15 protein-coding genes and 1 pseudogene are annotated in these 22,797 nt (G+C 44.0%); 11 read left to right on the top strand and 5 right to left on the bottom strand.

Annotation, left to right across the window (positions count from 1 at the left end):
- Positions 1-714 precede the first annotated feature (714 nt).
- Both DP117_RS12550 and DP117_RS35385 read left to right on the top strand, forming a co-directional pair.
- Positions 715-3,183, top strand: coding sequence for a serine/threonine-protein kinase (locus DP117_RS12550; RefSeq protein WP_169218639.1), 2,469 nt, complete (start codon positions 715-717; stop codon positions 3,181-3,183).
- Positions 3,170-3,382, top strand: coding sequence for a hypothetical protein (locus tag DP117_RS35385; protein WP_211176073.1), 213 nt, complete (start codon positions 3,170-3,172; stop codon positions 3,380-3,382). Before DP117_RS12550 ends, DP117_RS35385 begins: the two co-directional genes overlap by 14 nt.
- A 132-nt stretch (positions 3,383-3,514) precedes the next feature.
- Here DP117_RS35385 and DP117_RS12545 read toward each other — a convergent pair whose 3' ends face one another.
- Together DP117_RS12545 and DP117_RS12540 are read right to left on the bottom strand one after the other, a co-directional pair.
- Positions 3,515-3,937 (bottom strand): response regulator, encoded by a 423-nt coding sequence (locus DP117_RS12545; RefSeq protein ID WP_169218638.1) that lies wholly within the window; start codon positions 3,935-3,937, stop codon positions 3,515-3,517.
- 69 nt (positions 3,938-4,006) lie between these two features.
- Positions 4,007-4,414 (bottom strand): hypothetical protein, encoded by a 408-nt coding sequence (locus tag DP117_RS12540; protein ID WP_169218637.1) that lies wholly within the window; start codon positions 4,412-4,414, stop codon positions 4,007-4,009.
- 186 nt (positions 4,415-4,600) lie between these two features.
- Between DP117_RS12540 and DP117_RS12535 the strand changes: the two genes are divergently transcribed.
- Positions 4,601-5,302, top strand: coding sequence for a hypothetical protein (locus DP117_RS12535; protein WP_169218636.1), 702 nt, complete (start codon positions 4,601-4,603; stop codon positions 5,300-5,302).
- A gap of 210 nt (positions 5,303-5,512) precedes the next feature.
- Here the strand turns inward: DP117_RS12535 and DP117_RS12530 are convergent, their stop codons facing one another.
- Positions 5,513-7,237, bottom strand: coding sequence for an ABC transporter ATP-binding protein (locus DP117_RS12530; protein WP_169218635.1), 1,725 nt, complete (start codon positions 7,235-7,237; stop codon positions 5,513-5,515).
- Between the two features lie 544 nt (positions 7,238-7,781).
- Between DP117_RS12530 and DP117_RS12525 the strand changes: the two genes are divergently transcribed.
- The 3 genes from DP117_RS12525 (at position 7,782) to DP117_RS12515 (ending at position 15,444) form a co-directional block, all read left to right on the top strand.
- A complete protein-coding gene (locus tag DP117_RS12525) occupies positions 7,782-12,956 on the top strand; it encodes a PAS domain S-box protein (RefSeq protein ID WP_169218634.1) in 5,175 nt (1,724 codons plus the stop codon).
- A 209-nt stretch (positions 12,957-13,165) separates the two neighbouring features.
- Entirely contained in the window at positions 13,166-14,608 is a 1,443-nt protein-coding gene (locus DP117_RS12520; protein WP_211176072.1) for an MFS transporter, read from the top strand.
- A gap of 50 nt (positions 14,609-14,658) precedes the next feature.
- Positions 14,659-15,444, top strand: coding sequence for an ABC transporter permease (locus DP117_RS12515; RefSeq protein WP_169218633.1), 786 nt, complete (start codon positions 14,659-14,661; stop codon positions 15,442-15,444).
- Positions 15,445-15,559: 115 nt separating this feature from the next.
- On the opposite strand, the gene DP117_RS12510 is transcribed toward DP117_RS12515, so the two are convergent.
- Positions 15,560-16,129: a transposase gene (locus DP117_RS12510; RefSeq protein WP_169218632.1), complete on the bottom strand. Its 570-nt coding sequence runs from the start codon at positions 16,127-16,129 to the stop codon at positions 15,560-15,562.
- A gap of 109 nt (positions 16,130-16,238) precedes the next feature.
- The gene (locus DP117_RS12505; RefSeq protein WP_169218631.1) at positions 16,239-16,871 is read right to left on the bottom strand and encodes a hypothetical protein; all 633 of its coding nucleotides are present in this window, start codon (positions 16,869-16,871) and stop codon (positions 16,239-16,241) included.
- Between the two features lie 538 nt (positions 16,872-17,409).
- Here DP117_RS12505 and DP117_RS12500 point away from each other — a divergent pair.
- The 5 genes and pseudogenes from DP117_RS12500 to DP117_RS12480 form a co-directional block, all read left to right on the top strand.
- Entirely contained in the window at positions 17,410-18,384 is a 975-nt protein-coding gene (locus tag DP117_RS12500; RefSeq protein ID WP_169218630.1) for a hypothetical protein, read from the top strand.
- Positions 18,369-19,307: a MoxR family ATPase gene (locus tag DP117_RS12495; protein ID WP_169218629.1), complete on the top strand. Its 939-nt coding sequence runs from the start codon at positions 18,369-18,371 to the stop codon at positions 19,305-19,307. The genes DP117_RS12500 and DP117_RS12495 overlap by 16 nt, the downstream gene beginning before the upstream one ends.
- A gap of 85 nt (positions 19,308-19,392) precedes the next feature.
- A complete protein-coding gene (locus DP117_RS12490; RefSeq protein ID WP_169218628.1) occupies positions 19,393-20,754 on the top strand; it encodes a hypothetical protein in 1,362 nt (453 codons plus the stop codon).
- Positions 20,755-21,001: 247 nt separating this feature from the next.
- Positions 21,002-22,126 carry a peptidoglycan-binding domain-containing protein gene (locus DP117_RS12485; protein ID WP_169218627.1) on the top strand — a complete coding sequence of 375 codons (1,125 nt, stop codon included), beginning with the start codon at positions 21,002-21,004 and terminating at the stop codon, positions 22,124-22,126.
- 334 nt (positions 22,127-22,460) lie between these two features.
- Positions 22,461-22,715: pseudogene (locus DP117_RS12480) on the top strand (hypothetical protein); the annotation flags it as partial.
- Between the last annotated feature and the right edge of the window lie 82 nt (positions 22,716-22,797).

The raw sequence follows: 22,797 nt of genomic DNA, 5'->3' as shown, positions 1-22,797 counted from the left end.
TTTGGCAGTTATGCTTAAGGGAAAACAATGAGTCAGTCCCTTAACTTACGGTCATAAAGTCGTAAAAAAATCTATACCACTTTTTGCCTCCCTTAAAAAAGCAGGGGATCAAGTGTTATCCGAACTGTATTGACTCCACTCAACCCTGCTTTGGCAGAAGTCAGTCTTTTTTCAAGCAGCATATCACTTAGGTACACTAAAAGCACATTAGTAGTGGTAGAATTTACTAGATACAACCTGTTTATCTGTCAAAAAATAACTATGATAAGTTAAGTCACACAAAGAAATTCTATGACAAGACGCTTTCTAAATGATATTGATATTTTTTTATCTGTAGCAAATTTTTCATTTAGTTTACAGTCAACAAGAAGTCATTCTTGGCTACTATGAACTCTCACTTAAGAGGAGCCGTCTTCAGAAGACCTACCACAACAATGACCACACAAAGTAGCTGCTTATTTAACAAAAATTTGGAGAGCAACACAGAATAGTTTACAAATATACAAGTAGGACCGTACAAATAAAGTCAACTCATCAAGGTCGTCATTAGTCAGAGTTTCAAATGTTTTTACATTTCTTAACGTAGCTCTGTTTTTTTTCTATCTACTTAAGATTTTGATTTCAGTTTAATTTAAAGTGTGTTGCACTTTAAAAGTGCATCAAGAAATTCTACACGAATGCGCTATAACGAAAGTCTGTTTAGGGAATTTTAAAATGGCAGAAGAACTTACTACATTAACCAAAAAAAACGTCTCTGCTGCCAATCGACCGTTAAAAAATTCTACAAAAGCAACTATAACGGGATCGGCACGTCGGTCAAAGCTATTGGCTCGTTTAGGTCATCTACTTGCTGCAGTTTCAGCAGTGAGTGCAGCAATATTGGCAAGTTCTAATATGCACTTGGCTAAATTCATGGAAAGCCAAGCTCAAAGTACATTTTATCTACTACGAGGACCAGAAACTCCTCCAAAAGATATCGTGATTTTAGCAATAGATGAACAGTCCATATCAGTTGGCCAGCAGTACTACAAAACAGATCCACAAAAGTACAGCTTCTTTGAACCACTACAAGCTTTCCCCTTTAAACGTGCAGCATATGCCCAGGTGATTGAAAAATTGATCCAGGCAGGAGCACGTTCTGTCGCTGTGGATGTTATTTTTGATAGACCAAGTAGTTATGGAATTGAAGATGATAAAAAGTTGCAACAATCATTGCAACGCTATGGAAGCCAAGTGACTCTGGCTGCAGTGTACGAATATTCAGAGACACACCAAGGAACTTTTATGCAATTGACACAGCCCCAGCAGATGTTTCGCACTGGTTCTGTAGCAATTGGTTCTGTTAACTTTCCTTTAGAGGTAGATGGTAGAATTCATAAACTGGCGAGTGAATTTTCCAAGGTTATCAATCAAGAAGACACTTTGACAGTGAAGATGCCCTCTTTTGATGAAGCAGCTTTAAGAGCAGCCCAAGTGGATTATCCTCCACCCAAGGACGATGCTCTAGGGGAACTGCCTCAAGGAGGTGCTCGTATATATTTTTATGGCCCAGCAGGGACATTTAAGCAAATACCGTTTTTTTACGTACTCGACCCGGAAAACTGGAACACTTATTTACAGCAGGGCAAGTATTTTAAAGACAAAATTGTGCTGATTGGAGCAACAGCCAAGTTTACCCAAGGAGACGACTATCATTCTGTCCCGGCTATTAACAGTTGGTTGTATCCAGAGCGAATGTCAGGAGTAGAGGTTCACGCCAACGCGATCGCAACTTTAATGCAAGATAAAGCAATCACGCAAGCAATTGTGAGTCCATTGCGGCGCAGTGTGTTTGTGTTTTGCTTAGTGGGTGGATGTGGCGTTATTATTGCCTCAAGAAAAAGAGGTCTAACAAGATTTTTTGTCAGCATCGTCTTTGCCATAACTTGGGGAGGTATCAGCTATCTCACCTTTGTCTACAATTTACTCATCTTGCCGACTGCTGTACCAGTGGTTCTGATCGCCATGATTGGATTGTGTTACTTAGGAATTGAAATAGCAAGAGAAATCATTAGAAGAAGCCAATTACTCGATATTTTTCAAAAATATTCTTCTGATCGTGTTGTTCAAGAGATTCTCAGCCAGCAAGATGATTTAAAAGACTTAATACAAAAAAGGGAGATGGCAATATCAGGAAAAATTCTGGATGGACGCTACAAAATCGTCAAAGTTCTTGGTTCGGGTGGATTTAGCGAAACTTACATTGCCGAAGATATGAAACTTCCGGATAACCCTTTGTGTGTTGTCAAGCAGCTCAAACCAGCTAATAGTAAACCAGATCAGTTAGCAGTCGCCAGACGTTTATTTAACTCAGAAGCTCAAACGCTGCAAAAACTCGGAACTCACAAACAAATACCACAACTTTTAGCTTATTTTGAAGAAGAAGAAGAATTTTACTTAATTCAAGAATATATCATTGGTCATCCTCTGAGTCAGGAAATGTCATCAGGTCAAAAGCTTCAAGAAACAGCAGTCATTGAAATTTTACGAGATTTATTGGAAACATTGACATTTGTTCATAACAATAACGTCATTCACCGGGACATTAAACCTAGTAATATTATGCGACGAGAGTCAGACGGTAAACTGGTTCTCATTGACTTTGGTGCTGTTAAAGAAGTCACAACACAAATCCTTGAAAATTCAGAGCAAACTGCCTTCACCATTGGAATTGGGACTCGGGGTTATGCACCAAGTGAACAGTGCTACGGACGTCCACTATATAGTAGTGACATCTATGCAGTCGGCATGATTGGCATCAAAGCCTTGACTGGTATGGCTCCCCACGAGATAGAAAGAGATGCCCTAGGAGAGTTGAAATGGGTTGACAAGGCATACGTCAGCCACTCTTTATCAAGCTTTCTTAGTAAAATGGTGCGAGAAGACTTCCAACAACGTTATCAATCCGCATCCCAGGCTTTAGAGGCGCTGCAAAACTTAGCTGGTTCACACAAGTCACAAAGTTTGCCCCAAGATGACTCACTCAATACTCCATATTTAAAACAAGAGCTGGACATTCCCACGACACCTTGGACAGAAACATCCCTAGACACTTCACAATCCAATGCTTCCAAATCTCTACTGCCAAGTCGTCATGGAAATTCGATAAAAGACTGTCAGGATTTTCCTTGTGATACACCTTGACCAATCAATTGTCAATTATGAATTATCAGTTATCAGTTATCAGTTACCAGTTATCAGTTTGAAGAAGAATTCAGAATACAGAATTCAGTATTCAGAAGGAAGAAATAAAGAATTGCGACTCCTGACGACTGACGTCACGACTCCTGAACGCCAGGTGCTTTATGCCGGGGGACCCGTCCACCGCACTGGCTCCTCCTGACTCCTGAACGCCAGGTGCTTTATGCCGGGGGACCCGTCCACCGCACTGGCTCCTCCTGACTCCTTCACTGTGTACTGTTCATTGTTCATTGATGTTGATATTCTCCGCTTAACCCAAGCTACAATTTTCACTTTATACTTGATTTGGACCATGGTGTACTTGGTTTTCGCTGAAAATTTTGCTGATTTTTGCTAATAATAAGTCAAAGTTAATAGGCTTACGAATAAAATCAGTTATTGCTATTTTTAATCCATCTACTCCATCAAGATCCACAATCCTCTCGTCATCACAAGCCGTGATGAACAAAATGGGAAGACTCGATAATTTGTCATTGTGGCGAATACATTGCATCAATTCTATGCCGTTCATTCCTGGCATCATGACATCCAGCAGCAGTAAATCTGGTGGTGAAGCTCTAATATAACCTAAGGCTAAATCACCATCACAAGCAGTATCAACGTCATATCCTTCAGTTTCTAAAAAAGTTTGAAGCAAAAATAAATTGTCTTCTACATCATCCACAACCAAGATTCGACGATGCTTAAAACTTACCATAAAATTAGAACTTTCTCAGTTTAGTGATGTACATTTATACTCCAGAAATATTGTTCATAGATTGTTAACTCACCAAATTAAGATTGGTCGGAGTCCATATTTTATGGGACTATTATTCCATCCATCTAAAAGCCTCAAATCTATACGGATAAGACACTTTTTCGGGTCGGTAAAAGGGTTGGTAAATATTTCCACATCAGTCACCCCTGTCGCATCTCGAAAAACTGCCCATTGCTCAGAAAAAGCTTGGATTTCGTCTCTTAAGCGTTCTCCTAGATCCTCGTAGCAGACAATCGCACTAACCCACCTTCCGGCACCTTCTTCCATGACTTGCATCTCGGACTCAAGCAACATCGCCTGAATCCCTGCATCTTGAAACAGGTTGACAAACTCCCTTAATACAAAATGCTTTGGTAGAGTGTCAGCCCTGTGTTTATCCGCTTTTAATTGGCGTTGAAGTCCCGAATTTTCTTCCATAGAAGGTTACTTTCTCAATAGCGCGATAGTTAGACCAGCATCGCTTAAAAGCGAGAAATATTTTAACAATTCTTAGCTTACACTTAACTTGTTACAGGTTTTTGAAACTTGTTACAAGTTTTGCTGAAATTATATATTTGTCCTATAGAAGTTTGCAATAATTAAAATATTTATACTGATAAACCGATGTCAGATAGTTCTCGACGTGGTAAGCGAGGTCCAGCCCCCTCATGGAAACTTGGTAGAACCAGTGTGATTAGAGTACCGATAATCTTAGCTGATACTTTACTCAATTTGGCTAGGCGAATAGACAACGATGAAGTGACTGTTGTTAATACGTACTTAACTGAGTCGGATAAACAGGTTTCCCAAGTTCACACGAGTCACAACAATATAGAAGAGTTTTTGCATCAGTTGATGGAAAATCAAAACCAATATCTGCATCATAACAAACAGGAACTGCAAGAGATAGAGCAAGAATTGACGGCGACAACCCATCAGTTACATACCATATTCTCTAAGGAGTGTTTGCCACGTCTAACACTTTCTGAGGCTAAGGAACAAGCGTCTATAATTTTGAAGGATGAAAAATCCCTAACTGAGTCTTTAGCAGAACTACTGGGTGCTATCTACAGCGTTCCTGTCAAGCTGGAGGAATTGAAAGAAATAGAAGAGTTAAGTATGAGAAGAAATGATTTGGCAACAACTGTTGATCATGAAATTATTGCTAAATCCAAGAAACTTAGAACTCATTCAAAACAGCTTCACGCTCAGTATAACGAGCTTGGTTGTCGTTTAGTAGCACTAAAAGCAAGTTTAATTAAATTTCGAGAACAATGGACGCAATTTAGAAAAATTCAAGAACAGAATAAGCACAATGGAATGTAATTTGTGTTCTTCAAAATTTGCAATTTGCAATCCCGTCAATTCATGACCGAAACAATTCAAAATTTCAAGTATGCCTGCGGCACGCTGCCCTATCAAAGGAGGGCTACGCCCCGCTGCGCTAACAAAATTAAAGAATCTTTTTTTTGAATTTTGTTAGCGCAGCGGGACGCAGTCCATTTTGAATTTTGAATTCTCGCAAAGCGAGTGACTTCAACTAAACTGCTGCGCGTAGAATCTAGCATAGCGACGCCCAAGCGTTAACAATTCTTCATGAGTTCCCGATTCGACAATTTGTCCACGTTCTAAAACTAAAATGCGATCGCACCGTCTGACTGTACTCAAACGATGAGCAATAATAAACACAGTTCGCCCCTCCATAAGTCTTTCGAGTGCTTGTTGTACCAAAGCTTCCGACTCTGAATCCAATGCAGATGTCGCTTCATCTAGGATGAGAATTCTAGGGTTTAACAAAACAGCACGCGCAATAGCAATTCTTTGTCGTTGTCCACCAGATAAATTTACCCCTCTTTCTCCCACCCACGTGTCATAACCATCGCTTAGTTGAGTGATAAACTGGTGAGCATTGGCAATTTTCGCAGCTTTCTTGACTGCTTCCATATCAAAAGACTCTTGTCCGAAAGCAATATTTTGGGCAATTGTCCCAGAAAACATGATGGTTTCTTGGGGAACAATTCCAATTTGTCGCCGCAAGCTGTGAAGTGTGACATCGCGAATATCAATACCATCAATGAAGATTTCACCAGCACTTGCGTCATAAAAGCGGGGAAGAAGATTGACAAAAGTGGTTTTTCCTGCGCCTGAAGCACCGACAAGGGCGATCGCCTCTCCTGGTTGTGCTAACAAACTGATATCTTTTAAAACAGGTTCACCTGGTTTGTAAGCAAAAGACACACGACTATATTCCACCTTACCAGTCACAGGAGGAAGCGAACGAGCATCTGGTTTTTCTACCACAGTTGGCGCAATTGCCAATAATTCAAAAACTCGATCAACAGACGCTTCACCTTGTTTAAACTCATTGTAGTTGTTTGTCACGTGACCAATCGGGTCAATTAACAACGCTGCTGCGGTCAGGTAGCTGAAAAACTCTGGTACCGTTAAGTTACGATTCGCAATTTGCCAAGCGCCAACGAACAATAGTGTTAAAGCACTCACAGCTTCTAAGAATCCCACAATGGGAATTTGAATTGCCTTGAGTCGTTCGACTGAGTATTTCGCTTTTAAAGTGCGTTCGGCTTCCCGGCTAAATCTGGCAGTTTCGTAGTTTTCTGCAGCAAAGGCTTGTACTATGCGGATACCACTAACAACTTCTGTGAGTATTGCTGATAAATCTGAGATGCGATTTTGACTTTTCAAAGAGAACTGGCGTAACCGTTCACCAAACCAACCAATTAAAATACCCATCAGCGGTGCAACAATGACTGTAGCGAGTGTCAGTTGCCAATTCAGAAAAATCATATAAATAGGAATTGCGACTAGCTGTAGAACGCAGGGGATGAAGTCGTGAAAGACTTTGTGTACAACTTCCCCAACACGGTCGATATCTTCAGTGAGACGGTAAGATAAATCACCAGCTTTTGCAGTTTCAAAATAGCTGAGATTGAGCTTTTGCAAGTGTGAGTAAACGTGTTTACGGAGATGAAAAGCAACCCGCAGTGCTGCTTTTGCCATGTAGATATCTTGGACGGATTGAAAGAAGCCTCGTGCGAGAAAGACTGCTGCGATGATACCAAGTTGTAGGGCGATCGCCTTCAAATCGCCTCCACCAAAGACAGTTGCAAATTGACGCACATATCTTAGAAGTGACAAAGTTGCCAGGACATATCCTAAAATGCCAATGAACCCCTTAACGATAGTTTGCCACTGGGGTCGAATATACGGTAGAAGCTGCCAATAGTTAGAGCGGGTTTTCAAGCTGTCACATCCACAAAAAGATTCTTCTTTGTTTGACGCTATCAGCTTTTGTGTAGTTTCTGAAGACTTACTGATGGTTTTGGCGAATTACTAAGATGAGTCATGATTTGTATATTGTGTTACAATAGGATAATTATGATCGCTCCTTTGGAAAAAAACTTTTCGATTTACTGTCTTTAGCTCGTTACCTTTAATTTAGGGCTGAAAGTTCGCTCTACAGGTAGATTCTCTGCTCTATTGAATGGCAGAAGATCATCAGGGAGGTAGCATACAGCATTTTACCCTATGTCGGCTTCCTTGGATTGGCTACGTGTGGAAAAACGCTAGCTCTGGATCAACCGATGGTTAGCATCTTGATTCGGGATCTGTAACTGTAACCCATTCGATGAACTCTAAAATCAAGATCTCTGAAAATTTTTTTATCCGCGAAGCCATCTTGCGATGGCGGTACTCATGCATCCTCTGTGAATCTGCTTTGCTGCACCCACGATTGGTTGCAAATGCCGCTCGGGCTGAGCGAATATCTATCTAGGGGAACAGGAAAATGACCGATAGGAGGATATCGTTGAGCGTTGGGAAAAAAATCACTAGGAGTAACCGACTGTTTTCCTACGGCGTAGCGTTGCTCTGTGTTGCCCTGGCACTGGGAATCAGTTTGCCCCTTGGACCGTTGATCACACTAACACCGACTTCACTGTTCTTTATGGCGGTCATGGTGAGTGCCTGGTATGGCGGCTTGGGTCCGGGCTTGGTAGCGACTGTTTTGTCTACGCTGGTAATTAACTATTGCTTTATTGTGCCATACTATTCCCTGAACATTGTTGAACCGGGAAGCATACTCCGCTTGAGTGTGTTTGTGATGGCGGCAATGTTGATCAGTGGGTTGAATGAGTCACGCCGGATTGCCATAGGTCGAGAGCAGACGTTGCGGGCTGTCAGCGAAGCAGCACAAAGTGAAGCACAGGCTGCGAAAGAACGCCTGGAAACGTTACTTTCTAGCATCAATGATGCGTTTTTTGTCCTCGATCGCGACTGGCGCTTTACCTACGTTAACGATCGCCTTTGCCAAATGCTTGGGATGCAGCCAGAAGAGCTACTCGGTCGTAACAATTGGGAGTTGTTTCCGGATACAGTTGACACCGACGTTCACATTCAATTCCAGCAGGCGCTGAGCAAGCAAACGCCCGTGCAGTTTGAGTATTTTTATTCTACCTGGAATCGCTGGTATGAGAACAAGGTTTATCCCTCGCCCACAGGTCTGACGGTTTTAGTGACTGATATCACTGAACGCAAACAAGCCGAAGTGCAACTACAAGAAAGCCAGCATTTTGTTCAACAAATCGCTGAAACCATCCCCGGAATTTTGTACGTCTACGACTTGATTTCGCAGCGCAATCGTTACGTCAACCAACAAGTCACTAAGCTGCTCGGTTACACCGCAGAACAGGTGCAAGCGATGGGGGCGAACCTCCTGCCCACCCTGATCCACCCGGAGGATTTCGCGCGTGTGCCCGCCCACATCGCCCAGTTCCAGTCTGCTCAGGATAGTGAGATTTTTGAAATAGAGTACCGGATGCAGCATGCCAATGGCGAATGGCGATGGTTTTATGGTCGTGAAGTCGTCTTCAGTAGAACAGCGGATGGAGCACCGCAGCGGATTTTGGGGATCTGTCAAGATATTACCAAACGCAAACAGGTAGAGCAAGCACTTTGGCAGAGCGAAGAACAGCTTCGATTGGCTTCGGAAGGAGCAAATTTAGGGCTATGGCATTGGGATGTTCAAACTGACACATTGACCTGGACCGATCAATGTAAAGCGTTGTTTGGTCTGCCAATCGATACCGAAATGTCCTATCAGGTATTTTTAGACACTCTACATCCAGAAGATCGTCAGCGAATACACGAAATGCAACCCCTGCTAGAGGGCGGGCAACTGGGGCGTCATGAAATCGAGTATCGGGTAGTTTGGCCTGATGGTACAGTGCGTTGGATTGCTGCTAGGGGAAATGCTACCTATGACGCTGACGGAAAGCCAATCTCCAGCATGGGCGTTACATTCGACATTACTGATCGCAAGCAGGCCGAGATCGCATTACGTGAGAGTGAACAACGACTGCGACTGGCGATGGAAGGAGCACAGATGGCAACCTGGGATGTGGATCTGATCACTGGCAAAGCGACTTGGTCAGAACTGCATTTTACCATGCTGGGCTATGAACCTGCACCGACAGGCGAAGCCACCGAAGCCATGTGGAGCAGTCGGATTCATCCGGATGATATGGAACGGGTTATCCAGGAATGGCAGCAGTCTCGTCAAGAGCGCAGGCTTTATCGGTCAGAATACCGGGTGGTTCGGGTAGATAATCAGCAGATCGCCTGGCTGGCAGCCCTGGGAAGCTTTATTTATAACCCGAAGGGTGAGGCAATTCGCTCGATTGGTGTCCTCTTTGACATCACCGATCGCAAGCAGGCAGAAGAAGCGCTGCGGCAGCGGGAAACCGAACTGCGCTTAGTCACCAATGCCGTTCCCGCCTTAATCTCCTTCGTAGACTCAGACCAACGCTACCGATTCAACAACCGTGCCTATGAAGAATGGTTTGGTCATCCAGCGGCAGCGATTTATGGCAAAACCCTGTGGGAGGTGTTAGGTGAACCAGCCTATGAAGCCATTCGACCTTACGTTGAGCAAGTTCTGGCAGGAGAGCAAGTCACCTATGAAAGCCAGGTACCTTACAAAAACGCTGGCAACTATTATATCAGTGCAACCTACATTCCTCGTTTTGATGCTCAGGGTCAGGTGGAAGGGTTTGTCGCCCTGGTCTGTGACATGAGTGAGCGCAAACAGGCCCAAGAGGCATTGCGAGACAGTGAGGAAAGGTTAAATATTGCTATCCAGGGAGCAGATTTGGGCACCTGGGACTACGACTTAATCAGCGGTAGCTTGATCTGGTCAGATCGCTGTAAGGCAATATTTGGACTGTCACCAGAGACCGAGCTGAGCTATACTGTATTTCTCAACGCAGTCCATCCCGAAGACCGACAACAAATCGACCAGGCGGTGTCGCAAGCGATCGCCCAGCAACAAGACTACGATGTTGAAATGCGAACGCTGGAGTTAAATGGAACGGTGCGATGGGTGCGTTCCATTGGCAAGGTTTCCCGAAACCTCCAGGGCACTCCTATCCGTATGGCCGGTGTAGCCCTTGATATTAGCGATCTCAAACAAACCGAAAAGGCTCTGTCTGTCGCGATAGAACGGTTTGAGTTGGCTGCAAACGCTGTCAACTGTCTGGTTTATGAATGGAATATTGAGCAAAATACAGTGGAACGAACCGAGGGCTTAAGTCGTATTCTGGGCTATTCCCTTGATGAAGCAGATCTCAGTGCTGACTGGTGGTTTGATCTGTACCATCCAGAAGACAAGCAGCGAATCCGGGATGAAATAGCAAGCGCTTGGGCAACCAGCGATCGCTTTAGCCTGGAATACCGACTGCGCCACAAAAACGGTCATTATGTCCATGTGCTCGATCAAGCAATCGTGGTGCAACGAGATGCCAATGGCAAGCCCATCCGTCAGATTGGCAGCACAATCGATGTCAGCGAACGCAAGCAGGCAGAAATGGCACTGCGAGACAGTGAGGAACAGTTCCGCAACATGGCAGATCATGCCCCCTTTATGGTATGGGTAACAGATTCCACAGGCTACTGTACTTACCTCAGCCAAAGCTGGTACGACTTTACAGGTCAAACCCCAGAAACAGGATTGGGATTGAGGTGGTTGAATGCGGTTCATCCAGACAATCAGGAATATGCCAGAAATACTTTTCTAGCTGCTAACGAACGCCACGAAGCATTTCGCTTAGAATACCGCTTGCGTCGTAAAGACGATGAGTATATTTGGGTGATCGATGCCGCTACTCCTTGGTTTGGGGGAGATGGTCAGTACAAAGGATATGTCGGCTCCGTCATTGACATAAGCGATCGCAAACAAGCCGAACTCGAACGCGAACACCTGCTGACCCGTGAACGCTACTACGTCAAACAATTGCAGGGATTGACCACAGCAGCACTGGCAATCAATTCTGCCCTTTCTGTTGAACAAGTGCTGCAAGTGATTACCGACCAGGCAGCATCAATCATAGGTGCTCACCAGTCTGTTACTATCATAACTATTAACCACAACTGGACACAAGCAATTACCACTGTTTATCTGTCTGATAAATATGCTCAGTGGCGGGATTACCATGAAAAGCCAGATGGATCTGGAATCTATGCCTGTGTGTGTCATCTGAATCGCCCGATGCGGATGACGCAAGCCGAACTAGAGGCACATCCCCGTTGGCGAGGTTTTGGCAAAGAAGCACAAAACCATCCTCCCATGCGAGGCTGGCTCGCCGCCCCCCTCATGGAACGAGACGGAAAAAACATTGGGTTGATTCAGCTTTCAGACAAATATGAGGGTGAGTTTACTGAAGCTGACGAAGCCATCCTGGTGCAGTTAGCGCAAATGGCTTCGGTCGCCATTGAAAATGCCCGGTTATACGAAGCCGAACAGCAAGCACGGTCGGCAGCAGAAGCGTCACGGGAAGAAGCCCACGCCGCTAACCGAGTCAAAGACGAGTTTTTGGCAGTGCTGTCCCACGAGTTGCGATCGCCCCTCAACCCGATTCTCGGTTGGTCAAAACTCTTGCTCAACGGTAAACTAGACGAGGTAAGGACAAAGCAAGCCCTGGCAACCATTGAGCGCAATGCCAAGCTGCAAGCTGAACTCATTGAAGATTTGCTCGATGTTTCCCGGATTCTACGAGGTAAGCTTAGTCTCACAGTTAACCCGATTAATCTCGCATCAACGATTAAAGCGGCGATCGAAACCGTGCGACTCGCAGCAGAAGCTAAGTCCATTCGGATAGAAGTCATGCTTGATCCTGAAGTGGGAAAGGTTTCGGGCGACTCAACCCGCTTGCAGCAGGTGGTGTGGAACTTGCTCTCCAATGCTGTTAAATTTACACCAGCAGGTGGACAGGTTGAGATACGATTGGAACAGGTTGACCATCAAGCTCAAATCACCGTTAGCGACACCGGGAAAGGCATTTCTCCCAACTTCCTTCCTCACGTGTTTGACTACTTCCGCCAAGCGGATAGCACTACCACTCGTAAGTTTGGCGGACTGGGGCTGGGACTGGCGATCGTGCGTCACTTAGTCGAGCTGCACGGTGGTACCGTTGAGGCGAACAGCCAGGGCGAAGGAATGGGAGCCACATTCACGGTTAAGATTCCACTTATGCCTACTCAGCCAAGTGTAAATCAAGATTCTCAATTGTCGGAACCATCCCTTGATTTGAATGGTATCCAAATTTTAGTGGTCGATGATGATACCGATACCCGCGACTTTGTTGCTTTTCTATTGGAACAAGCTGGCGCGAGAGTCACAGCAGTCACAACCGCAGGGGAAGCGTTTGCAGCGTTGACGCGATCACAACCCGATGTGTTACTGAGCGACATTGGAATGCCCCAAATGGATGGGTATATGCTCATTCGCCAGGTGCGAGCGTTACCACCTGAGCAAGGTGGCCAGGTGAAGGCGATCGCCCTGACTGCCTACGCTGGAGACTTCAACCAACAACAAGCATTGCAAGCTGGATTTCAGCGGCACATCGCAAAACCGATCAAACCTCAGGAGTTAATCAAGGCGATCGCTTCGCTGCTACGCTTTGCGTAGATCGCAACACTGATTACATGAGGCTTACACGATCATACCAGCGGATTGTAAGTACATAGATATATTGACAACAAAATATTAGAAAGCTAGTAGTTAGACAGCCAGAAAAAGAAAAACCATGAAATTTTCTGACTGTAGCTATGCAGATGCGTGCAACTTCGGTTCTAGCAGAACTACCTTAAGCTGATTTAGATACAAACAATTAAAACATGAATCGCAACTCAAACCAATTGCATCTACCCAAGCCCGCATCTGGAAAGTGGTGGGCAATGTTAGGCGTAGGACTCGGTGTACTTATGTTTACTATTGACACCAGTATTGTCAACATTGCTCTTCCCACGCTGGTGCAAGTATTCCATACGAGCTTTGTCACGATACAGTGGGTAGTGTTGAGCTACCTACTTGTGATCACTGCCTTGGTATTGGGCGCGGCTCGTTTGGGCGATATGTTTGGAAAGAAACAGCTGTATCTCGGAGGATTAATACTGTTTACCTTTAGCTCGCTCCTATGTGGACTTGCACCAGGAGACTATTGGCTGATTGGGTTTCGCGCCTTGCAAGGACTGGGAGCCGTAATGATTTCAGCGTTGGGAGCAGCAATTATTACCGAGGTTTTTCCAACTTCAGAGCGTGGGCGGGCGTTGGGTATTATTGGTGCAGTTGTCTCTTTAGGTATTGCCCTTGGTCCTACAGTCGGGGGATTGCTGATAGCATTCTCTGACTGGCGCAGTATCTTTTTAGTCAACGTCCCAATAGGAATATTCGCCAGCTTTGTCGTAGTCCGTAGTGTTCCTGAGAGTAAGAGAAACCCCAGCAAACAAAAGTTTGATTGGTTAGGAGCACTGATTATGACTGTGATTTTAATTTGCTTCGCTCTAGGTATGACTCATGGACAAAATTATGGCTTTGGTAGTCGCACGACATTAGCACTGCTTTTTGTGACGTTCATTGGTTTAATCGGTTTTTTGTGGCTTGAAACCCGGATAAAACAGCCAATGTTGGACTTACAGTTGTTTCGCAATCTGAGTTTTAGCCTCAGCTTGTTGTCAGCATTGCTCGTGTTTATCGTCATTGCAGGAGTGATTTTTATTGCTCCTTTCTTCCTTGAGTTAGTTCTCCACTATTCCACCCAACAAGTCGGGTTATTACTGGCGGTATCGCCTGTATTGGGTGGTATCGTCGCCCCCTTTTCTGGAAATCTATCAGATAGATTTGGAACGCGTATTATCAGCTTGATTGGTTTACTGCTGATGACGCTTGGGTGTCTTGCAATCAGTACCTTCAGTGCTCAGTTGACAGAACTAGGTTATATTGTGCGGGTTGCACCCTTTGGTATTGGGTTGGGAATGTTTCAGTCACCTAATAATAGCGCTATTTTGGGCGAGGTTCCGCCAGAACGTCTCGGTATTGCTTCTGGGTTACTGTCTTTGTCCCGGACTTTAGGACAAACCACAGGATTATCAGTCATGGGTGCTTTGTTTGCAGTGTTAACTCTTTCCAATTCCTCCGCTGCTGATGTCACATCTGCGCCTCCTGAAGCACTGGTATTTGCAGTTCAGGGAACTTTTCGAGTCGCAGCAGGAGTTTTGTTTGTTGCAGTACTACTGGTTGCTTTCTTGTGGAGAATAGGTAAGCGTGAGCAAAAAGTTTGATGCAGATGAGATAATAAGTGCAATATATTTTGCCCTTATAGTTCTTGAGCTTGAAAAACAGATACCTAAAAGTACTAACATTATTTTGGAGCGCTGCCATAGAAGCTGAGTTGGAGTATCGTATCAACTTCCTCTTAGCAACCTTGAGCAGTTTGGGTAATCTTGCAGGCAGTCTGTTTGGACTATTCTTGTTTTATGGTAACGGCTACACCTTTACTGGGTGGACATGGGAAGCAGCTTTGATTGTCTTAGGAATTTTTACACTGCTGCAAGGTTTTTCTGCAACTTTCCTTGCTCCAAATTTGAATAGCATTGTCCGTCATGTACAAGAAGGGACATTAGACTTTGTGCTACTCAAACCCATCCGTAGCCAGTTTTGGCTTTCTACCCGTAGCATATCACCTTGGGGATTTCCAGATATCGTTTTTGGCAGCATCATCATTGGCTACGCAGGTGCAAAACTTGGTTTAGGAATAGACGATTACCTCATTAGCGTTATTCCCCTGTGTTTTGGGTTGGTGATTCTTTACAGTTTGTGGTTTATGCTAGGAGCCACTAGCATTTGGTTTGTCAAAGTATTCAACGTTACCGAAGTGCTGCGAGGTTTGTTGGAAGCTGGAAGATATCCGATGGTTGCGTATCCTACAGCATATCGCTTTTTCTTCACTTTTGTTGTACCAGTTGCTTTTTTAACGACTGTACCAGCAGAAGCGATGCTAGGTCGAACTCAAGTGAGTTGGATAGTCGGCGCGGGAGTGTTGGCGTTGGTGCTGTTTTTTGTTTCTACCAGATTTTGGCAGTTTGCGTTACGATTTTATACAAGTGCTTCGAGTTAGAATAGACAGCCTTTGTTTGAGCAAGTTTTAAAAGAGCGATCGCCCGTAGGGTGGGCATTGCTTACCAAAATCCTGCAATTTTTTCTAAAAGATGAACAGCAATGCCCACCTACCCTCATTCACCAAAGACGATTTCAGCAAAATCTGGAACTTGGGGCTTCTGACCACAGCAGCTACAAGCCCAATCAGCCTGATATGCGCCTGTTTTTACCCATCTGTGAAAACTGGAATACTCCCACATGTGCGGACAGGATACTAACCCATGCTTAACCGGATTATAGTGGATATAATCCAAATGCCTTGCCAGGTCTGCTTCATCACGAATAGTGTGTTCCCAAAACCGACGTTGCCAGACATTACTTTCTCGATGTTTGCGACGGGAAGTTGAAACATTTTGAGGTAATGATTTTTTACCCCGTAGCAATCTTGTAAACAGCACTTTTAACCGGGAGACTCGTTGCGAGTAATCACAATCATCAGATGGTAACGTCCAAAGGAAATGAATATGGTTGGGTAAGATGACTGCTGCAGTAATTTCAAAGGGTTTTTCTGTCCGTGTCTTGGCGACAGCCGCACGCAAGCGAGAGATGTTTTCCGGGTCCGAAAATAGAGGTGTGCGGTAGTAAGTCACCAGAGTTAGGAAAAAAGTTCCACCTGGCACATAGGAGCGACGATATTGGGACATATTGGGTAATATTAAGAATTTTGGTGGGCATTGCCCTATGAGATTACTTTTATAAAATATACTTTTAAAAGGGCAATGCCCACCCTACCTCTACTTCCGCATCGCCCCCCTAACCCTCCATCAAAATCCCTACTAAAATCTGCATCAACACTTCCAAATCTGTAGGAACTCGATACAGCATTAAATGCTGAGTCACTACCCGTGAAGAACGATGAAAACTCCCAAACTGCCAAATATCCCCTGTTGTCACAGCACCATAAAGAATCGAATCTTCCGACTCCACCCAACTATCGAGAGCAATCAACTCAGCTGCTAATTGAGTAAATCCCCGTGTTAAATCTGCCTGCTTTGCTTCCACAACCAGCACATTGTGTTTTGATTGTATATAGTAGTCCAACTCTCCTCTGAGAAACTGATCCACCTCAATTGGATACTCAATATTTACTCTAGCCTCTGTGATGTGCGCTACTTCCAGAACAATAGGTGCAATCAGGACTTCACGTCGCGCCGCCTCACTGGTTAAGCTAACACGAGCTATTCCTTCTTCTAACCGCTGGCGCAAGTCTGGAAGTCTGGTAAATTGACTAGAGGAAACCATTGGTAAATTGATTGTCTCCCGAATCAAACTTACTCCTAACTCCTGCAGAATATCCGCTGGCGCAAACTTCATCAGAAAGTAACTGCGGAAAGTGTACGTTTCATTGGGTTTGAGGATAGGGGGACGTGGCGCTCTCTGAGTCATGACATATGCTTCCCATATATATATTGATGGTAGCTATCACTTCTGAGTGTGGTGCGATTGGTGAGGTGCTTTGCTTTTAAGAATGCTAAACTCTTCATCAAAGTTATATTCTATACTCTATATTAAAAAGTAAATTTGTGAAAACTGACAGCATTTTCTATCCTCTATTTCAAGAATTTTCAAGCATCATCTGTAGCAGCATCTTTTAGTGTTGTAGTCAAAAGAAGTTGACTCAAATTTTGCATCATAATTTTCGTCTGCCAAGAAAGAAATTTCTTGGCTCAAAGTTCCAGTCCATTAAAACTGATAACTTGCTCCATTCTCAATAATCGGGAGGCTCAGCCTCCCAATCCTCGTTCCCAGGCTGCAGCCTGGGAACGAGATATCGAGGCGGAGCCTCATTGTTGATATTAGTGCAAGATGTCAACCTTGAACTGAAGTTCAAAGCGTATCCAGGCGAAGTGCAAAATCTAAGTTGAGTAGCCACTGCAAGCGCCCAAAAAAAGCAATTGAGTTATGCTCTCTGTTCAATTTATACATGAATCAACGTGAAGAACTACAAAAACTGTACGATCTGCTAGACGAGAAAATTCTCTGCTTGCGGAAAGCGAGAGTGATTGAGACAGACACTTTAGTCCGGTTCAAGTTGGATAAGCAGATTGAGCTGGAAGAAGAAGAACACCGTAAAATCGCACAGCAGATTGACAATCTAGAGTCAGTCGCTTGTAGTGAAGAATTATACCGTGCATTGTTGAAATTAGGTTACCGGGAGCAAGTGCGCTCATTCCTGAAATTTCTGAAAGCACAGTCAATAGGGGCTTTTCTCATTCACGGATTGCTAGATTATGGACAACGTTGGTTACTGAATCGATTAGTCACACAGCATATTCGCTTCGGTACAATGGGTAAGATGGTGCGAATAGAACTTGACCGTATCGGACGCAGAAGAGATATTTCTGCTTTATGGCGCGAACTTGCTGGTTGCGTTGGCTTGGGAAGACAACACTCACGTACAGAAATTACTGAACGAGTTTTTCAATGGTGGAAGACACAAAATGTCATCCTTGTCTTTCATTATGTAGATTGTATGCCAGAAGGGTACTTGCAAGAACTACTGCGCGATTTTTGGTTACCGTTAGCAACTCAAGCACGAGAGGTTGTCTCTCAAACGAAATTTCAATTATTGATGTTTTTGGTGGATTATGAAGGTTGTGTAGGTTGTCAGGACACCATGTTTGTGGAACAAGTAGAGCCAACTTGGGAGCCGAGAGTTCCGATTAAACTGCCAACTATTAATCCGTTTTGCGATCGCACTCTCACTGACTGGATGGAAATGGTTGAGACTGAGTTCCACACATTACCTCTTGTTGAAGTCATCTATCAAATGGAAGATTTAGTAAAAGAAATTTTGGAAAATAGTGATAACGGGGTTCCAGAATTAGCATTTTCAGAAATTTGTGATTTGTGCGGCTGTAACTGGTATGAAGAAAGGGAAAGATGGTTAAAAATATAACTCAAAAACCACTTGAATACACTGGCAAGGTGCAGCCGCAGTTGGGAGAACGAGATGCAAGTGGACATTTGTTGTATCCTTATTTGCCAAACGAGGAATTAATAGAAGCTGTTAACCTAACAATTTACCTCGAACGACCACTTTTGCTCAAAGGGGAACCGGGATGCGGGAAGACAAGATTAGCGCGTGCTGTTGCTTATGAACTTGGTTTACCGTTAGAAGCTTGGTACATCAAATCTACCACTCGCGCCAAAGATGGTCTTTATAGTTATGATGCAGTCACTCGCTTACGAGATGCTCAACTAGCAGCCACAGGTCGTATCATCAAAGATGAGGATATCCCACGGATTAGCGATCCAGCTACTTATGTGAAATGGGGACCATTAGGACGCGCTTTTCAAAATGAACAGCGGACGGTGGTATTGATTGACGAAATCGATAAAGCTGACATTGATTTTCCCAACGACTTGTTATTAGAACTCGATGAGCAACGGTTTATTGTAGAAGAAACAGGACAAGAAGTCCAAGCAAAAGCACCGCCCATTGTCTTTATCACAAGCAACGATGAGAAAGATTTACCAGATGCTTTCTTGCGACGCTGTTTGTTTCACTACGTGGAATTTCCAAGCCCCGAAAGATTGGTAGAAATTGTGAATAACCACTTTCCTGATTCACCAAAAGCATTGGTAAATAAAGCTGTCGTTCGCTTCTTAATGCTGCGGGAGGAAATGCGCAAAGATAAAGGGGAAGGTGGGAAGAAAGTGAGTACGAGTGAATTGATTGACTGGTTTAAGGTGCTGCGTCGCTTTCCTCAAGATGAGGTTCTGGCAAAATTGGATGGTAAGCTTCCATTTGCTGGGGTGTTACTGAAAAGTTGGGATGATCATATTCGTCATTTGAGGGAAAGCCGTGGACGTGAATGATACTAAGTTGCCTTCAAAAACCTCACCCCGCCCTCCGGGCACCCCTCTCCTTGGTAAGGAGAGGGGCAGGGGTGAGGTGATACCTATGAACGCAACTCGGTATGAATTACCACTTCAAGAACTTTTCACTCGTCTACGGGAAGCTGGCTTACCACTTGGGATTGATGAGTATCAGTTGGTTTTGCGATCGATGCAAGCTGGTTTTGGGATGAGTGACAAAGGGGCTTTGAAACGGCTGTGTCAGACTTTGTGGGTTAAATCTGCTGAGGAAAAGCGGTTATTTGAGTATCAGTTTGAGCAAGTGATGAGCAGTGAGGCTGTTTTGCCAACATTAAAACCTTTAGCTCATCAGCGTAAGATTTCTTGGATGACTCGCTATGTGAGTTTGGGAATTTTAGGCGTTGGAATAGTCTTGAGTGTTGGACTCATTTTTAAACAGCTAACCCAAACAAAAAACTTGAACTCGACAGCACCTCTTGCTGCAACAGCAGAGCCAACCCCGACACAAACGCCAAATATAAACAGAAACCTACCAGATTGGATTTTATGGACTTTGCTATTAGTTATGGGCTTGGGCGCTGGGTATCCAATTGTTCTGTCTGTAGCTAAGTCGATTGCGAAACAGCGTATTAATCAAAGTACCTCCCTTCCTAAATCAATTTCAACTACGGCTTATTCTGTTCTACCTTCAAAATTGACACAGACTATTAAAGATGAGGTACAAGTCGCTCAAGCAGTGCTGCAATCCACTAGTAAAAATGAGGAAATTCTTGAAAGTCGCTTCATACTAACCACCGAGTATTTTCCTGTAACCGAGCGGCAAATGAAACAAATTTGGCGCTACTTGCGGCGTCCAGTACGCGAAGGACAACCAACTGAGTTAGATATGGAAGCAACGGTTAACCAGATTGGACGCCAAGGTATACTGCTTGCACCTGTGTTAGTTCCACGTCGGGTAAATCAAGCGGATTTGCTGTTACTGATTGATCAAGATGGCTCAATGGTACCTTTTCACACTTTATCACGTCGGCTAGCAGAAACGGCTTTGCGTGGAGGTCGTTTAGGTAAAGCTGGCATTTACTACTTTCACAATTGCCCGATTGAATATCTCTACCATGACCCGAATCATCTCCAAGCAGAGTTGGTTAGTCATGTTGTTACCAATGTTTGTTCTGAGCGGACGGCTGTGTTAATCTTAAGTGATGCTGGCGCAGCTCGTGGTGGCAATAGCGAAGAGCGTTACAAACTCACACAAGAATTTCTTGACAAGTTGAAACAACAGGTACGTTACATCGCTTGGCTTAACCCAATGCCGAAAAAGCGTTGGAATCAAACAACAGCTGGCAGAATTGCACGTGTGGTACCAATGTTTGAAGTTAGCCGTCCAGGTTTGCAGGATGCGATCGCTGTGTTGTGCGGACGCCCGATATTAGGTTCGGTTAATTAGTTATGATTTCCGCTTTGCGAAGAACCCCACCCCCCGTAAAGCTACGCTTCACTTCCCCTCCCCTTGGTAAGGGGAGGGGCGGTTTTGGCGCAAGACAAAACCGCACTTCCCCTCCCCTTGGTAAGGGGAGGGGACGTGCGGNAAGGGGAGGGGCGGTTTTGGCGCAAGACAAAACCGGGGTGGGGTTCTTCGGGATTCATAAGCAATTAAGCGAACTTAATATGACTCACTTTGAGGGGCGGAAAACATGAGCAAGATAAAACCTGAAGTTGCTAAACGACGGATTGAGTCTTTTGAAAAACGCTTTGGAGAAGCGCATCTGTATTTGGCGTCTCATGCTGCTTTTCCTTTGTCACTCACACCAGATTTGTTATATCGTCTATGGGCGAACTTCCAGCGGGATATTCACGGTGAAGTGTTAGGCATTCCTTGGATAGCTGTAGCGGATTTGCTGCTTTCTAGTTTATGCAATGAAGTGGGACATGAACTTTATGAGATGGATTTAACAGTGCGAAATCTGCTGCTGAGTCGATTGCAGGAAGATGAAAAATTCGGTGAACAGCGGATTATTGAACTTTCTGACTTCCTGCTCGATTATGTACAAAAGCAACTTCACAGCGACGACTCTGACATTAGGGATTTTGCTCAAGTTCAGCGGTGGATAGCTTTAGCATACACTCAACCCAATGAAGCAGCTTTTGAGGTGGGGTTAGTATTCTCGAAATTGCATGAGAAGGATACAGCAGAACTAGTGCGAATGGCTTCATTGACAGAAACATTTGCAGAACCATTGGCACAATTCGAGCCGCTACTAATTTACGCTCGTGGAATGGGAAACTATGCTCGTGGTAATTTGGAGGTTGCAAAAGCTGAACTTAGCGAAGTGCTTGACGAAGACAACCAGATACAAATTGCTGAAATCAGTTTGCCTATTCCTGAAGAAATTTTAGAAGCGGTTCAATATTCTAAAAAAGATGCAGGGTCAAAAAAGACTTTCGTTATCAATACTACTACTGTCCTATCTTACATAAACTTCCGACTACTAATTGGAGTACTTATTGCCACTGTTCCAGCTTTTATACCCTCCTATTTTCTGCCAACACCACAGCCCACGATCACACCTTTGCCAAATTGTTCAGTTATGGGTGATATCTGTTTGAATCTGGGTGACAGTGGTGTAGCAGTCAGAAAATTACAGCAGCGGTTACGATATTTAGGATTCTATAACCTTAATCCAAATGGCTATTATGGTCCAACAACTCAGGAAGCTGTGGCTCGATTTCAGCAAAACTATGGACTCGCTGCCACTGGAGGTGTCAATTATCAAACTTGGCAAGCATTAGGGTTAAGTTATCCTGGCAGGATTGAGTAATCCTGCAATTTTATAAGAAAGCTTAGACATAGTAAATATTAAACATTAAACATTATCGTGAGTTAAAGTTGAGTGTAGAAGAGTTGCAGCTGGTAGCACAACAGCAGTCTCTCAATCAAGGTGGTAGTTAAACAAGATTGACTAATAACTAATTCTTAGACTCCATCAAAATCCCAACTAAAATCTGCATCAACACTTCCAAATCCTTAGGAACTCGATACAGCATCAAATGCTGAGTCACTACCCTAATTAACTCATCGCTGAGTATCAAACACTGGTCATGGAGTATCAAACCTATTATATAATTCTACTAATTTCATTTTAGGTATAATTAGTGGCTTTTGATAACATTTGTAAAATATTAGCAGAAAAATATCCAATTGATTTTGCACATTGGTTGCTACCTGATGAACCACAAAAAGTTAAATTATTAAAAACTGAATTGAGTATCGAACCAATTCGAGCAGATTCTATAACATTTTTACAAACAGAGAATCGTATTTTACATCTGGAATTTCAGACAACAGCAAAATCTGAAACTCCTATTCCCTTACGAATGTTGGATTACTTTGTCAGGTTAGTGCGAAAATAAGTACTAATGAAAAAGGCGTTGCTGAATTTCAGGGTTAGCGCGTCTCAAACCCTATTGACAAGGGGACTTGATTGAATTA

It is taken from the genome of Brasilonema sp. UFV-L1 (assembly GCF_012912105.1).
GTDB lineage: Bacteria > Cyanobacteriota > Cyanobacteriia > Cyanobacteriales > Nostocaceae > Brasilonema.
The sequence above is the reverse complement of the archived record's forward strand: the minus strand, read 5'-3'. Positions and strand labels throughout refer to the sequence as shown.